Consider the following 14576-nt stretch of genomic DNA (forward strand, 5'->3'; position numbering starts at 1 on the left):
GTCAGTTTTACACGCAATTCAACACGCCGTGTTCATCGTGCCGATGATATCTACGTTCGCTGGCACTGAAAACTTTTCGCCCGAATAGGCCAGTGTCAGCTCCAAGGGCGGAGTGCTGCCATTCAGTGGATCGCGCTTGTCCGGCTCAATCAGAGTTATCAGCTCACCGAAAATCTTGCTAATGTTGCCCCGGTTGATTTCGTCAATAACCATCGCGAAACGTTGTTCTGGAGCCTGGCGTGCCTTCCGACAGAGTTCCTTGAATGCACCGGGGCGGATTTCATATTCGACTTCACTAGCTTCGCCATCGCTGTTTAGAACGGGGCGCAATCCCTCAACGAACTCTTCGTAGCCGTAAGACTGATGAAACGTTACGAAGCTGTAACGCTGTACCTTGGCCGCATCTTGCTGGCCAACCTTGAGCTGATCGACCAGAGTGATCACGTCAGCACAAGCATCCTGCCAATCACCGGCGAACATCCATTCTGAGTCGGCCTTCTTGTCAAATATGCTTGGGCTCATGCGGAGCTTGGTATTGACTGTTGCGGATGACTCCACCGTGTGGTGTTGCAAGGTACCCCAAAGGGTTTGCTTGATGCCTTGAGTTCGGTTCTTTGCGGCTGCAATGGCCTTGATAAAGGGGTGTTCTGCAATTGCAGGCACCGTGGCATTGCCCCCAAGATCGTATAAGGCGGCGGCAGCCCCCTCCCACCACTTCAATACTGCAACCTTCTCAGCAATGATTTGGGCTCGCCATTCTTCGGTGGAGATAGATGCGGCCTGAGGCTCGTAATCACGCTTGAGCAGTTGCATCAGCGTGTAGGTTTTGCCGGTGCCGGGCGGGCCGTAGTAAATACGGTTAAAGCAGGTAATTGTGGACTTGTTGCTGCTCGCAGCCGTAGTGGGGGACGGTGATGGCGCAGCCCCGTCGCCCAGACTGGCCGCTTCAATTGGCTCACCGGCCAGCGTGGCAACTTCTGCCAAGTCTGTGCCGAAAAACGGCTTAAGCAAGGTGGCCTCGAATTCCGGCAAGTCGTGCGCGCCCACCTGCCAGAAGGTCGAATTGCCCTGGGGCGACCAGTTCTTGGAATTAGTGGTGTAGCGGTCTGTACGCTTGGCGGGTTTGAGAACGCGGTAGCTACGCTGCAACCAGCCATCGCCCTTGGCACAGGGCATGGCTTCAGACGTAAACTGGCCAATACGCTGCGTGCTATTGCCGTGACACAAGAAGAACAATGTGCCTACCGGTGCCTCCGCGAACTTCTTGCCTTGCTCCTTCCCGGTGTCCCGGTGCATCACCGCCAACTGACCATCCAGATACTGCTGACGCTCGGCATCGGTGAAACTGGGTGGGTTACCGTGCGAGAGCTTCCAGATTGCCAGATTCTTCTGGCTCCACACCTCCCACACTTGTTTACCGAACTCCAGAATATCCAATCCATCAGGCCGTTTGGCCAGCGTCGCCTTCTGCAGCGTGGCCATGCTCTGGCTTGCAGTACCACCAACGAACACTGCCAGCGGTGCACGCTTGAAGATGTCCACGATCACCGGAGCCTGCCGGTTCTGATAGTGGAAGGCAATCTTCCACTTGAAGGCTTCGCCCAGATGCTCGAACGAGTCGATAGCGTCCAGATCGCCTTTAGTTGCCCAATCTGCCACCTGTGCCACGAAACCGCGCACCTGCGCAAAGGCTGCCCCTGCCGTTGTGCCCAGCGATGAATACCAGCCATGTGTATCCGAATAGGAGAGCTTGGCATCGGATTTCTTGTCCTCGGTGTCCTTACGCGAGAACACGCCGAACTTGAACGACGAGCCGCCCCAGATGCTGCCCATTTCGTCGAGACGCGATTCGATCCAGTAGGTGAAACTATCCTTCGATCCCGCGAGGCTGTATTCGTCCAGTGTCATCGTAGCCAGACGCGCTGCGGGCCATACAGACAGGAATTCATCCCACAAGGCGTATTGCTTTTGGAAGTCGCTCATCTTGGCCTTTCTTTAAAGGTACTTCTGCAGGATGGCCTGCTTGCGGGCGGCTGCACCGTCAATGATCGCTTGCGCCTTGGTAATCTTTTCTTCTAGCGCATCGATTTTGGCGATGAACTTCCTCTGCTCCGAAAGGGGAGGCACCGGCACCTTGATATTGCGCATCACCGTCGCGTTGATGTTGGCCTGATTGATGGACTTGGATGCCTTGCCCTTGGCCTCAATTTGGAAAGCTGACGAATTCATCATCTTTTCCAAGAATTTCGGCAACACCATGCTGGTGTTCGGCACTACTCGCACGAGGTATGAGGCAAAGCAATAGTCGCCATCCAGATCGAACAATCCAGTCTTGCCGACGTGCTCAATGCTGTTGGTGCGATTGAAGAGCAAGTCGCCTTTATTAAGCTTGTACTTGGCAAACTCCTCGGCGCTGATATCGGCAAACTTCATGCTGCCGTTGTCCACCATGCGGCCACGGATGATTTCGTTCATGCGGAAAATCTTGTAGCCAACGCCACCCTCGTTCATGGCCTCGTTGAGGCCGTACTGAATGTTGGTGGCGAGCTTGTCGATTTCTATCCGTGGAGCTGAAGACGAATAGATAGCCTCTATGTTGGTGACGAGATCACTCTCGGCAGACTTCATCCTCGCCTCAGCTGCATTTCGGTCTGCATCTACGGCAACACAATCTTTGGCTGCGGCAATTTGGACATTCTTGGGGGGAAGAGGTACTTTTTTCTCTCGGAGATCCGTCGCAGAGATTGATTCGAAAGCCGCGCCTTGTTTTCCTTTGAAGAGTTCTTTATTGCTGGCAATAAACTCAAACAGGAATCGCGAGTCAATCCTGTCTCCTGTCCGAATTGCGGCCAGTCCTCTGCCGATACAAATCTTATCCAGAGGACAGAAATTCACATCACCTACTGGAGCCCGGACGCTCATCAAAATGTCGCCCTTGACCGCCTCTTTGGTAACTTGAGTCGTCCAAGCTGTCGGGGAAAGCAGTTCTGTTATGCCGAAATCTTTCTTCCCTTGATAAAACGGCAGTCCTTTTTTCTGGTCATTGTAATAAGTAGACTCCGGCGATTGACCGGGTATGACTTCGGCAAGTGCTCCGAGACGTTCGGCAGGCCACTTTGAAACCATGGCGACAGAAACCTGTGGTGTGGTAGATATCTGTTTTTCAAAAACAGGGCGAGAAAAATCCAGCATATCCACCAAGGGAGCTGTACGTGCTACGTCCTGCAATGCAGCCGGGACGGTTGCCAGCGAGCCATTGAAATTCGCAGCAATGCTGGAATTCAGCTTCGCCGCGTTGTCCCGATTGGTTTCGTCATAAAGCGGCGTCAGATGTCGCCCATGGGCATCCTTAACCAGCTTTATGCCCTCGTCTCCCTTTGAATCACTCCACTTGTAACCGAGGAATTGCTGGATTGCTTTTGTCTCGGTCGGACTGCGAATGATCAACACCGGGTTGATCTGATCGCTGGCCATCACGAAGTGGTAGAGCTTGTCGCGCTCGATGGCCTGGACGAATGCCAAATAGCGCTTTTGGACTTCGGCCCCCTGCTCTTCCGGCTTCAAGGCCTTAAACCACTTAGCCTTCTTGAAATTGGCAACCTCAGTGCTGCTATTGAATTTTTCGAGGTAGACCGCCTCCAGGTGCGCGGTCCATGCGCCGTTGGGATCACCCTTGAGCAGAGTTTTGTAATCATCCAGCGGCACATTGATGTGTGCAGCATAGCGTGCAATCAGGTGCTCATCCTTGTAGATGACCTGTTTACGCTTGCTGGCATCGCATCCCTTGAACCATTCTTCTACGCGTTCGCGGTAGTGCGCGGCAGTATCGGGTGCAGTCTTCTTGCGGCGCAGGAACAGGGTGACGGTGTTGGTACCCGTCTTGCCAAAGGTGCCGCTTCCGAATTCGGCAATGGCCACGATATCGAAATATTGGATCAGGATTTCGCGGGTACGGGTATAGGTGCTGCCACCGTTGGACAAGATGCTGGACGGCAGAATGATGGCGGCCACGCCATTGGCGCGCAGCAACTGCTTGGCGCGTTCGATGAAAAACGTTTCGATGCTGTTGGATGTTTCGAGATCGTTAATGGTCTCGGTCAGGGTATAGGCCTTGCGCTCTTCTTCGGGAAGCGTTTCCAAAAAGCCGCGCACGCTGTAAGGCGGATTGGCGACCAACAGGTCAAACGTCCCATCCTTGATCTCCGGGAATGCTTCGTGCTGGTTGATCAACGCATCGCCGTAGCAAATGTTGATTTCCTGCTGCCCATACATGAACGCCGACACCTTAGCCACCTTGGACAGGCGGTATTCCTTCTCAACGCCGTACAAGGCCTGGTGATAAGCGGTCAGATCAGCACTTGGCTTGTGGGTTTCAACCAGAGGCTTGATCTGCAAAGCCAGCTCGGTCAGGAAGTGGCCTGCGCCGCAGGCGTAGTCGATGGCCTTGGGTGGCGTGGCGCTACGCTGAATGAGTGAGGCCAGCGGCAGGCTCATCATGATGAAACGGCAGATGGGCATGGGAGTGAAGAACTGCCCCTCGCTCTGCTTGACGCCCTGATCGAGAAAGCCCTCGAACATATCGCCCAAAAACTGGTTATGTCCGTGCGGATCGGTCAACCGGATGTCCTGCCACATTTGCAGGATTTTCAGCAGCACCTCCGCGTTCTGGTAGAACAACTTTTCGTTGTGAACGTCAATCAACGAGAAATCGTTGTTGGTGAAGAATTTCTGCTGAATGAACAGATTCCACACAGCGCGCTGCGTAGCATCCGGGTTCTGCTTGATGAACCGCAGGGCGTTGTTGACGTCTCCCTGGTTGATGTAGGTGATATCTTCCCCGAGAAACTTGCCCATGCCCGCCTGATACAACTGCTGGAGCCGATCCATCAGGTCAAAATGGGTGTCGTAGGCAACGCCTTTCCAATAAAACTTCAAGTCCGACGGGTTTTCAATTTCATCCACCAGCTTGCACAGGAATAGATTGACCAGCTTGTCAAAGGCGTTTTCGCGCCCCGACACATTGTGCTGGCGCAGAATGGTGGCGAACTCGTGGTATTTTTTCTGCTGGTCGCTGGCAGAGATGGCATGCAAGTCTGCTAGTGAATATTTGTCTTTGCCGATGTGATAGGGCTGAATGTTCTCTTCGAAAATGCCCTTGGTCGTGTAGTCCAGCTTGTAAGTGTCACGCCAGACGGCATGACGCTCTTTGACATCGGCAACTAATTTGAAGCCCTTGAAAAGCGGGTTGTCCGCCAGGTATTTTTCATTGTCTCGGTGCGCAATAATGTGGCTTGTGTAGGCCAGCGCCCCCGCATCGAGATCAGATGTGTAAAGACAAAGAAACTGCGTTTCACTGATCTGTTGCGCGTAGCTGAAAAGCTGATCGCCATCTTGCAGGGTCTTGTTCCAAGCACGCTTGAATTCCGTTCCTGCTGTTTTGCATTCGACAATCAATAAGGGGCGGCCATCGTTGTCCTTGATCAGAATGTCTGCGCGGCCACCACTTGCGCCACGGCCAAGCTTCCACTTTGGCTCCAGCTCGATGTGTTCTGGCTTGTAACCTTTTTCCAGAAGGCGATGAACACATTCAAGCACAACAAAATTTTCGTTGGCTTCGAAGTTGCACGTTTGGCGTTCATTGATGACCAGGCCAGCAGTTTCGGGATAAATGATTTCCTTCTTTGTGAAGTTCACCTCCAACACGGCAACACCAATTGTCTTGCGGTAAATCGTCCCTTTTTTCTCGAAACCGAGGGTATTTAGTAGGTCGGCCAAATTGTCTTCGGTCAGCATCTCGTTCTTTCCCTTTTGTATTTATTGGCCTTGCTTTCAATCATCGAACGAGGCTGGACCGGCACCAGTAACCTCGTTTGCACCATCGGCGCGCACCCACTCATCCACCTCTGATACTTTGAACTTCCACAATCTACCGACGCGGTGCGCAGGCAGGCTCTTTCGGTCGATCCACCGATAGATCGAGTCGCGGGTGACCCCCAGATGCTCGGCAATCTGATCCACGGATACCCAGGGTTCAGTGATCATGGCGGGACTCCGGCGTAACGGGTTTGGATCGCATAAAGTCGGTTTTAATCGCAATAGTGCAATCTATCAGTTTGCCAGGTAGCAGGCGAGCAATAATTGCCTAAGCCATGCTTGGCGTGCTGGTCGAAGTGCGCACGAAAAAGCCGTGGTTCGTGGTTTTATTGGTACGGAAAAACGCCCGCAAAACCCACGCAAAAACGGCGCATGAGCCCCCTCTGGCATGGCGCTTAAACCCTAAATCTGCCCGGCAAACATCGCCGCGTCCAGCGACGGCAAGAATGAAACTCAGGCTGCCGCCTCACGTTTAATCGACACGACGTTACTGTCGCCCCTCTTCCATTCGTCTAGCAAGTCTGCCCAGTGCTGCATCATCTTGGCTCTATCCCTGAAATGATCAGCATGATTGTAGGTACGCCGTACTGCATTGGGCTCGGTGTGCGCTAGTTGGCGCTCGATCCAATCGGCAGAAAATCCCATTTCGTTTAGCCGGGTGCTGCCGGTTGTTCTGGTGGCATGAGGGCTATATTTCCCACCCCAGCCTAAAACATTCAGCATTTGCCGGAATGAAGCTGCGACCATTGGCTTGGCTCTATTATCCCGATGCGGAAAGACATGCTTTCTGTCGCCGGAGATTACACTCATGCGATGAAGTACCTCAATCGCTTGCGTGGGTAATGGAATGACATGCTCCTTGCGCATTTTCATGCGCTCGGCAGGAATGCGCCAGATTGCCTTTTCAAGATCGAATTCCGCCCACTCGGCTTCGACCACTTCAGACGGTCGGGCAAGTGTCAGCCACATCAACTTAAAGGCGCATTGAGTTTGCAGACTGCCGCCGGGATTATCAGTGTCGCGCATCAGCTTCCCGATTTCCGTTTTGTCCAATGGGCGTTTGTGCTGCGTCTTATTCTTTGGCAGTGCCGTTTTCCATTGGCGAACAGGATTAACTTCAACCCGCTCCATTTCCAGCGCGAATTCAAAGATGCCAAACAAAGTGCGCTTTGCCTCGTCCCTGACTGACAGCCCATTGTTGGCTTCAGCCTTCTTCAAGACATCCAGAATCATTGGCGAGGTGATCTGCCTGATTGGTAGTTCACCAAGGGTTGGGAAGACAACGCGCTTGAGCATATTTTCCCGTCGCTTCTTGGTGATTTCCTCCCAGTCCTTCAGGGCAAGCCATTCTTTGGCGATGGCCTCAAGCGTACCGGCTTGCGCGTGAGTAGCCTTGATTCGATCAAGCTTCTTCTGTTGCGCTGGATGCAAACCTTGATTGACCAGTTTGCGCGCAGCTCCGACTGCCTCTCTTGCTTCCTTTAATGAAAGTTCTGGATAGCTGCCAAGGGAGTAGCGATTTTCTTTACCCTCGATGCGATATTTCCAGCGCCAGAGCTTTGACCCGCCCGGCATTACTTCCAGATAAAGACTTTCACCGACGGATTGCTTGTAGGGTTTGCCTGCTGGCTTAAGGGCACGCAATGCCGCATCGCTGATTCTCCCCTTGGGGGCACGGACTGCAATGCTATTGGGGGCATTTTTAAGAGACTCTTTCCCTTTATCTATAAGGGTTTCGTTGACATCAGCGGGCATAATTTCTCCAATCAATGAGGGCGTATTACTATTATGCCCCCAATCATGCCCCCAAGTCTTGCAGATACCAATGAACACCAACGCACACAAGAGTTTGCAACTACATGTTTTTAGTGGCGTATTCTAATTATTCCGAACATCAGCGAACACTGAAAAACAGCTAATCCAGCTTAGACGTTGAATAAGAAATTCATGACATCTCCATCGTGCACCACGTATTCCTTACCTTCGACGCGCATCTTGCCCTTTTCCTTGGCGCCCGCTTCACCGCCACAGGCAATGAAGTCTTCATAGGCGATGGTCTGGGCGCGGATAAAGCCGCGTTCGAAGTCGGTGTGGATGACGCCCGCAGCTTGTGGTGCAGTGTCGCCTTTGTGGATGGTCCATGCGCGCACTTCTTTCACGCCAGCGGTGAAGTAGGTCTGCAAGCCCAGCAGTTCGTAGCCGGTGCGGATCAGGCGGTTCAGGCCGGGTTCGTCCAAGCCTAGATCTGCGAGGAATTCGCGCTTGTCGGCATCGTCGAGGTCGGCCAGTTCCTGCTCGATCTTGGCGCAAAGAGCGACGACCGGTGCGCCTTCCTTGGTGGCGTATTCACGCAGGCGGTCGAGGTAGGGGTTGTTCTCGAAGCCGTCTTCCAGCACGTTGCCGACATACATGGCGGGCTTGATGGTGAGCAGGCACAGCGGTTTGATGATGAGCTTGTCGTCGTCGGACAAGGCGAAGGTGCGCGCTGGTTGGCCTTGGTTCAGGTGCGGCAGCAGCTTTTCCAGCACGGCGATGAGCTTTTGCGCGTCCTTATCGCCGGACTTGGCTTTCTTGCCGTCGCGCTGGATAGCCTTCTCGACAGTGGCCATGTCAGCCAGTGCCAGCTCGGTCAGGATGACTTCGATGTCGGCCAGCGGATCGACCTTGCCGGCGACGTGAACCACGTTCTCATCTTCAAAACAGCGCACCACGTTGACGATGGCATCGGTCTCGCGGATGTTGGCGAGGAACTGGTTGCCCAAGCCTTCGCCCTTAGACGCACCCGCCACCAAGCCGGCAATGTCCACGAACTCGACGATGGCGTATTGCATACGTTGCGGTTTGACGATCTTGGCCAGTTCGTCCATGCGCGCATCCGGCACTTCAACGATGCCGACGTTAGGTTCGATGGTGCAGAAGGGATAATTCTCGGCAGCGATGCCAGCCTTGGTCAGCGCATTGAACATGGTGGACTTGCCAACATTGGGCAAGCCGACGATACCGCATTTCAAACTCATAGCAATCCTTGTTTATTCATTGGGCTACATGACAACGCATTAAGGTAGAGGTGTGATTCACCTCTTAATTTCATGCGCTGGGGTCAGGTAATAAAAGTAGGCAAAACGGACAAGAAATGCACCTGTGTTTGCAGGTTTTGTTCCCGTTTTGTTCCAAAAATCTATGCGGATTGTAACACTTGCGGACAGCCTTCTCCAAAGGCTGAAACCACGGATGGTGAGTAATCACACTTACAATTTCTTGCTCGTCTTAGCGTCAAGTTCCTTGAGGAAATCTGCAATATCCCATTCGCAACCACCGCAGCCAGAGAGCGCGCCAGTCCACCTAGAAATGGCAGCTATATCCTTGCCTTGCTCGAACAGACTTTGAATATAGCTTCGCCTAGTGCCACTGCAGTGGCACATGACACCATCCTCTGGGTCGTCAGGCTTTGGGTTCATGCGAATTACTTGATGGGGACTTGCTGAGTCTCGTCATGGCAGACTTCTTTGGTCGTCGTGCGCGTCTCAAGGTGGGTGCCCGGCTTGGGTTGATTTCTAGCCGCGACTTGATCGCCCACATATGCCCCAGCGCCCGCACCCGCAATCGTAGCCAAAGTGCGACCATTGCCGTCCCCCACTTGATTGCCGACTACGCCACCAATCAGGCCGCCAAGGATCATTGCGCCAGGGCTGTGCTGTGGAGGTTTAGGAGCGTCCGCCACCTCGACTTGCTCGGTTACGGGCTTTTGCTCACACACTTGCTTAGTCACGGTCTTATAGCGGATTTCGGGCGCGGCAACTTTACTGGCCACTTCCCGTGCGTGCGTGCGTGCCGGTTTGCGTGCGACAGGCTCATCTTTATCCACGGCGGGCTTCTTACTCTCGGCGGTGTCCTTGCTCGATACTGGTGTGTCAGCTACTGCGCTTATGACCGGCTTGGACTCTGTAGGCACTTCTTCGTGACTGAGCATTTTGGTGGTGATTACCGAAGACAGTACGGCTCCAGCGATACCAACACCCACAATTAAGGCAATCGTTTTTGTTTCCATGATTCGTTCTCCATTTAGTCAAAGCCAGACTGGCACGTCACTAGGGGTGACAAGTAGTTTCTTTATTCTAGACGCGTCCACCAGACATTGGGCAGAGTTTCATTGTCCTCACTTGGACTTCCTTTGCTGTGCGTTACGAACGATTATTCGACGAGCCTCCTCATCGGCGTCCCACCATCCCAAAATCTCGTCTAAGGAGCGGCCACAGCCCATGCAAATCTCTTGCTCGTCCAAGCAGCAGTTGAGAACACAGGGAGACTCAATGAGTGGAGGAGAAGTCTGATTCATGGGTTCCATTTGGCTTGGCTCCTTCCCAGATAAAGGCGGTAGTCGAAGAGATGGTTGGCAGTGTGAGCATGGGACATCAGAAGTATTTTGAGGGGAGTTGTCTGCTGGGCGTCTCCGGTGCTGCATCTCCCCGCCGAGTCTCAACATGGAATTCTGTCTGCGTACCATCGCCCAGTACCATTGGGATGGCTATCGCTGTCACGATGCCTAGGATGGCGCCACCAATGCAGATTACTACGCCCCAGAACGACCACCGTTTCTGTACCCGTTGAAAATGCTCGACGCTGTCCCAATGCTTATTTCGCCACGCCCACTCCCGACCTTTGAAGCCAAGGATCACGGCCATGATAAAGCCGAGGTAAGGGATTATCGAGAGCAAGCCGATCCATGTGTTGTTGCCGATCGCCCAAATCCAGTTCAGCAGGAACGCACCCCAAGACCAGCCACGGACCCCTTCAGGAATGGGCTGAGTTACACCGCAAGCCAGACATACTTGGGCATTTGCGTGGATTTCTTTAGCGCAGTTAGGGCAGAAAGGCATGGCAAGTCTCTTGTCAGTCTCACATGGTGGTAGGGAGAAATTCCACTCCGGTGCGCCGGACCAACTCATCGTAGCTAATGGGGCGCCCCGCTTTGGCATCATCCGTATTATCTATCCAGTGTGCCCACGCCCGATGGCTGTTGGGATCATAAACTAACTTAAACAAATGCTGCGGAACCCAGACGCGGTTTCTACCTATGGTGCTTGGTCGAGCATCATACACAGGGCCGGAGATCACATAAACATCACCCTCCGCTCGCATGACGTATTTGCGCGTGTCCTTCTCTAGCTTCGCCCATGTCTTGCGATTGTTCTGAGGTGCTTGCGGCACCATATTGGCCAAGGAAAAGCTTTGCGCCATCGCCTGATCCGTTCCCATATCGGCGGCGGGTGCCATGTGCCCTCGGTCATAACCAGAACCTTGATAATCATTCAGATCTGCTCGCTCAGCGTGGGGTAAGCGCGCTTCCTCATAAAACCTATCGGTTCGATCAACCTCCGGCTCCAGCACCGAGCGATTGAGCTTTTCGACGACATAGATCGGCGTGTGACTGACGCCCGAGTGCAGCACCGCGTAACCGTCAAAGCAGAGTGCTCGGGGTTTCATATCCTGCTGAAAGTGAATCGGCGGCGGGGTCTGATTAGGGAAGAGTTGGCGGCATTGGGCAAAATCGCTGGAACCTGCCCACACTACGTTACCAACAACAAACAAAACGGATGCGGCTACGCCTAGGGCGCATTGCTTCAATACGGGGAATCTCATGCAGAAAATTGGGGACGTTTAGGAAAAGAGTGGAGAGTTAGTGCTAATTCTGAGCAGGAAGTTCTACTTCTACCCGTGAGGGGGGCTATTTATGCAGGAAGGCTTGTTACTTTCCTATGCAAAATCGGCTGAATATCTCGCCTAGCAAGTCGTCGGCAGTGAATTCGCCGGTGATCGAGTTGAGTGCCTCTTGCGCGAGGCGCAGCTCTTCGGCAAAAAGTTCGGCGCGAGCGACTTCGCTTGCCGCTTGTGCCAAGTGTCTGCGTGCAAGTTTCAGCGCCCGCAGGTGGCGTTCGCGCGCCATGAATACACCGGCCTCCTGATGCCAGCCGATCAGCGTCAGCAGGCGCTGGCGCAACTCATCCAGTCCCGTTCCAGTCTTAGCGGAAAGATAGAGATGATCGGTATCTTCTTGCTTGCCGTCAGCTCCCATCAAGTCGCACTTATTGAACACAAACAGGCGCGGAATTTGTGGCGGCAGTGCAGCGAGGATGTCGCGGTCGGCGGCGGTCATGCCCTGCGTGGCATCCAGCAGCACTAGGATCAGATCGGCTATCTCCGCAGCGCTACGGGTGCGGGCGATGCCCATTTGCTCGACTATGTCCTGTGATTCGCGCAGGCCGGCCGTGTCGAGGATGTGCAGTGGTACTCCTTCGAGCTGGATGGCCTGGCGGATCACGTCGCGGGTGGTGCCGGGGATGTCGCTGACCAGCGCGACCTCTTCGCCGGAGAGGCGATTGAGCAGACTGGACTTGCCGACGTTGGGCTGGCCAACCAGCACGATGTGCGCACCCTCGCGCAGCAGGCTGCCTTGTTGCGCCAAGGTGAGTACCCGCTCCAAGCCGTCGCGTACCGAAGACAGTTCACGGTTGCGGCGGGTCAGATCGGGCGCATCCACATCCTCTTCGGGAAAGTCCAGCATCGCTTCGACCAGCATGCGCAGGCGGATGAGTTCGTCCACCAGCGCGTGAATGGCGCGGGAGAAGTCGCCTTGCAACGAGCGCATGGCGCTGCGCGCTGCTTGTGTGGTGGTGGCATCGATCAGGTCGGCAACGCTTTCGGCCTGAGCCAGATCGAGCTTGTTGTTGAGGAAGGCGCGTTCAGTGAATTCGCCGGGACGTGCCAGCCGCGCGCCCAGTTCAACACAGCGTTGCAACACGGCTTGTAGCACCGCCGGGCCGCCGTGGCCTTGCAGCTCCAGCACGTCTTCGCCGGTGTACGAGTGTGGCGCAGGAAAGAACAGAGCAATGCCCTGATCCAGCACGAGGCCGGTTGAATCGAGGAAAGAAGCGTAAGTGGCATGGCGCGGCGCAGGCGCTTTGCCGGTGATGGCCTGCGCTAGCGCCGTCAATCCGTGGCCGGAGATGCGCACTACGCCGATGCCGCCGCGACCAGGAGCGGTCGCGATGGCGGCGATGTTATCGAGGATCGTTCGCTGCAACTTTGGTAGCAGACTCCAAGCTGCGGGTGATGTACCACTGCTGCGCGATGGAGAGCACGTTATTGACAACCGAGTACAGTACCAGTCCGGCAGGGAACCAGAAGAACACGACCGCGAATACCAGCGGCATGATCTGCATCATTTTGGCTTGCAGCGGGTCAGCTGGCGTGGGATTTAATTTCGACTGGAGGAACATGCTGACTGCCATGATGAGCGGCAACACGTAGAACGGATCTGGGGTCGAAAGATCGGTGATCCACGCGAAGAAGGGCGCGTGGCGCATTTCGACGCTGGACAGGATCGACCAGTACAGTGCGATGAACACCGGAATCTGGATCAGCATCGGCAAGCAGCCACCGAGCGGATTGATCTTCTCGGTCTTGTACAGCTCCATCATTTCCTTGTGCAAGCGCTCGCGGTCATCGCCATAGCGTTCCTTGATCTTTTCCAGCTTGGGAGCGACCACGCGCATCTTGGCCATCGAACGATAGCTGGCGGCGGAAAGCGGGAAGAAGGCCAGCTTGATCAGCACGGTCAACAGGATGATGGCAACGCCCCAGTTGGTGACGATGCTCTGAATCTTGGTCAGCAGCCAGAAGATCGGCGTGGCGATGATGGTCAGCCAGCCGTAATCGACAGTGAGGCCGAGGCCAGGTGCAACGTCATCCAATTTGGCTTGCGCTGGACCTGCGTACAAGGGCACGCTGACTTTACCGGCCTGCCCCGGAGCGATGGCCGCCACCGGCACGATCACGCCAGCTGCAAACAGATCATTGCCCAGCGCCTTGGTGTAATACTCGCGTTGAGTCTTGTCCTTGGGCAGCCACGCCGAGACGAAATAGTGTTGCAGCATGCCTACCCAGCCGTTGTCAGCCGTCTTGGGGTAGTCGGTCTTGCTTTTCTCGATGTTGGAGAAATCGACCTTCTGGAATTTCTCCTTGTCGGTATAGACCGCAGGGCCGGTGTAGGTCGGCACAAATTTGGAGTCACCTTCGGGGGCAGAGCTGTCACGCACCAATTGGAAATAGGCGGTTGCCGCCATGGGTGCTGCGCCGGTGTTTTGGATCTCGTAGCCCACATCCACGACATAGCTGCCGCGATGGAAGGTATAGATCTTGGTTACGGTCGCGCCGACGATGTCGTTCGCGGTCAGACGCACTTCCAGCGAATCTTGGCCAGCGGCCATTTGGTATTCGCTGGCGGCACTGCTGAACAGTGAATTGTGTGTCGGCAAGCCAGCGCCCAGCAGGCCAGTCTGAGCCAAATAGCTGTGCGTGCCCTGTTCCTGCATCAGCACGAACAGCTTTGCTTTGTCCTTCGCGTCACGGTGTTGCGCCAGTTCCAGACGGCGGAGATCGCCGCCAACGGTGTTGATCTCTGCGACGAAATTGTCCGTTTTGACTACGATCTTGGCACCGCTGATGCGCTTGACTTCGGTCGCCGGGGCGCTACCTGCCGGAGCGGCTGTCAGCGAGGTGGTCGCCGCAGGCACGCCGGAAGCGGCCGTCACCGGTGCAGGTGCAGGATGTTGCGCCCGCTGCCAGTTCTCCCACACCAACATGGAAGAGACAGAAAAGATCAGAAAGAGAAACAGCCGTTGAAGGTCCATGATGATCTTTGC

General features: G+C 54.7%; 12 protein-coding genes. All 12 read right to left on the reverse strand.

Going from position 1 to position 14576, the window contains the following annotated elements:
* Positions 1-18: 18 nt before the first annotated feature.
* Positions 19-1983 carry an McrB family protein gene (locus OYT1_RS00440; RefSeq protein ID WP_119283438.1) on the reverse strand — a complete coding sequence of 655 codons (1965 nt, stop codon included), beginning with the start codon at positions 1981-1983 and terminating at the stop codon, positions 19-21.
* 12 nt (positions 1984-1995) lie between these two features.
* Positions 1996-5793 (reverse strand): N-6 DNA methylase, encoded by a 3798-nt coding sequence (locus OYT1_RS00445; RefSeq protein ID WP_062625855.1) that lies wholly within the window; start codon positions 5791-5793, stop codon positions 1996-1998.
* Between the two features lie 36 nt (positions 5794-5829).
* Positions 5830-6042, reverse strand: coding sequence for a helix-turn-helix domain-containing protein (locus OYT1_RS00450; RefSeq protein WP_062625854.1), 213 nt, complete (start codon positions 6040-6042; stop codon positions 5830-5832).
* Between the two features lie 285 nt (positions 6043-6327).
* Entirely contained in the window at positions 6328-7629 is a 1302-nt protein-coding gene (locus OYT1_RS00455; protein ID WP_084611909.1) for a tyrosine-type recombinase/integrase, read from the reverse strand.
* 170 nt (positions 7630-7799) lie between these two features.
* The gene (ychF, locus tag OYT1_RS00460; RefSeq protein ID WP_062625853.1) at positions 7800-8891 is read right to left on the reverse strand and encodes a redox-regulated ATPase YchF; all 1092 of its coding nucleotides are present in this window, start codon (positions 8889-8891) and stop codon (positions 7800-7802) included.
* Between the two features lie 231 nt (positions 8892-9122).
* The gene (locus tag OYT1_RS00465) at positions 9123-9332 is read right to left on the reverse strand and encodes a (2Fe-2S)-binding protein (RefSeq protein ID WP_062625852.1); all 210 of its coding nucleotides are present in this window, start codon (positions 9330-9332) and stop codon (positions 9123-9125) included.
* Between the two features lie 5 nt (positions 9333-9337).
* On the reverse strand, positions 9338-9922 hold the full coding sequence (locus OYT1_RS00470) for a glycine zipper 2TM domain-containing protein (protein ID WP_062625851.1): 585 nt from the start codon (positions 9920-9922) through the stop codon (positions 9338-9340).
* Between the two features lie 108 nt (positions 9923-10030).
* Entirely contained in the window at positions 10031-10378 is a 348-nt protein-coding gene (locus OYT1_RS14045; RefSeq protein ID WP_408608775.1) for a DUF1289 domain-containing protein, read from the reverse strand.
* Positions 10287-10751, reverse strand: a complete 465-nt coding sequence (locus OYT1_RS13730; RefSeq protein WP_062625850.1) for a zinc ribbon domain-containing protein — start codon at positions 10749-10751, stop codon at positions 10287-10289. The genes OYT1_RS14045 and OYT1_RS13730 overlap by 92 nt, the downstream gene beginning before the upstream one ends.
* Positions 10752-10770: 19 nt before the next feature.
* Positions 10771-11514, reverse strand: a complete 744-nt coding sequence (locus OYT1_RS00485; RefSeq protein ID WP_062625849.1) for a DNA/RNA non-specific endonuclease — start codon at positions 11512-11514, stop codon at positions 10771-10773.
* 106 nt (positions 11515-11620) lie between these two features.
* The gene (gene mnmE, locus OYT1_RS00490) at positions 11621-12955 is read right to left on the reverse strand and encodes a tRNA uridine-5-carboxymethylaminomethyl(34) synthesis GTPase MnmE (RefSeq protein WP_062625848.1); all 1335 of its coding nucleotides are present in this window, start codon (positions 12953-12955) and stop codon (positions 11621-11623) included.
* Positions 12933-14564, reverse strand: a complete 1632-nt coding sequence (gene yidC, locus OYT1_RS00495) for a membrane protein insertase YidC (RefSeq protein ID WP_062625847.1) — start codon at positions 14562-14564, stop codon at positions 12933-12935. The genes mnmE and yidC overlap by 23 nt, the downstream gene beginning before the upstream one ends.
* Positions 14565-14576: the final 12 nt, after the last annotated feature.

This window comes from Ferriphaselus amnicola (genome assembly GCF_000974685.2).
GTDB lineage: Bacteria > Pseudomonadota > Gammaproteobacteria > Burkholderiales > Gallionellaceae > Ferriphaselus > Ferriphaselus amnicola.

Bases quoted from the DNA above. Each gene is read 5' to 3' on its own strand.
- OYT1_RS00440 (WP_119283438.1), bottom strand. From the start codon at position 1,983: ATGAGCGACTTCCAAAAGCAATACGCCTTGTGGGATGAATTCCTGTCT.
- OYT1_RS00445 (WP_062625855.1), bottom strand. From the start codon at position 5,793: ATGCTGACCGAAGACAATTTGGCCGACCTACTAAATACCCTCGGTTTC.
- OYT1_RS00450 (WP_062625854.1), bottom strand. From the start codon at position 6,042: ATGATCACTGAACCCTGGGTATCCGTGGATCAGATTGCCGAGCATCTG.
- OYT1_RS00455 (WP_084611909.1), bottom strand. From the start codon at position 7,629: ATGCCCGCTGATGTCAACGAAACCCTTATAGATAAAGGGAAAGAGTCT.
- ychF (WP_062625853.1), bottom strand. From the start codon at position 8,891: ATGAGTTTGAAATGCGGTATCGTCGGCTTGCCCAATGTTGGCAAGTCC.
- OYT1_RS00465 (WP_062625852.1), bottom strand. From the start codon at position 9,332: ATGAACCCAAAGCCTGACGACCCAGAGGATGGTGTCATGTGCCACTGC.
- OYT1_RS00470 (WP_062625851.1), bottom strand. From the start codon at position 9,922: ATGGAAACAAAAACGATTGCCTTAATTGTGGGTGTTGGTATCGCTGGA.
- OYT1_RS14045 (WP_408608775.1), bottom strand. From the start codon at position 10,378: ATGGTACGCAGACAGAATTCCATGTTGAGACTCGGCGGGGAGATGCAG.
- OYT1_RS13730 (WP_062625850.1), bottom strand. From the start codon at position 10,751: ATGCCTTTCTGCCCTAACTGCGCTAAAGAAATCCACGCAAATGCCCAA.
- OYT1_RS00485 (WP_062625849.1), bottom strand. From the start codon at position 11,514: ATGAGATTCCCCGTATTGAAGCAATGCGCCCTAGGCGTAGCCGCATCC.
- yidC (WP_062625847.1), bottom strand. From the start codon at position 14,564: ATGGACCTTCAACGGCTGTTTCTCTTTCTGATCTTTTCTGTCTCTTCC.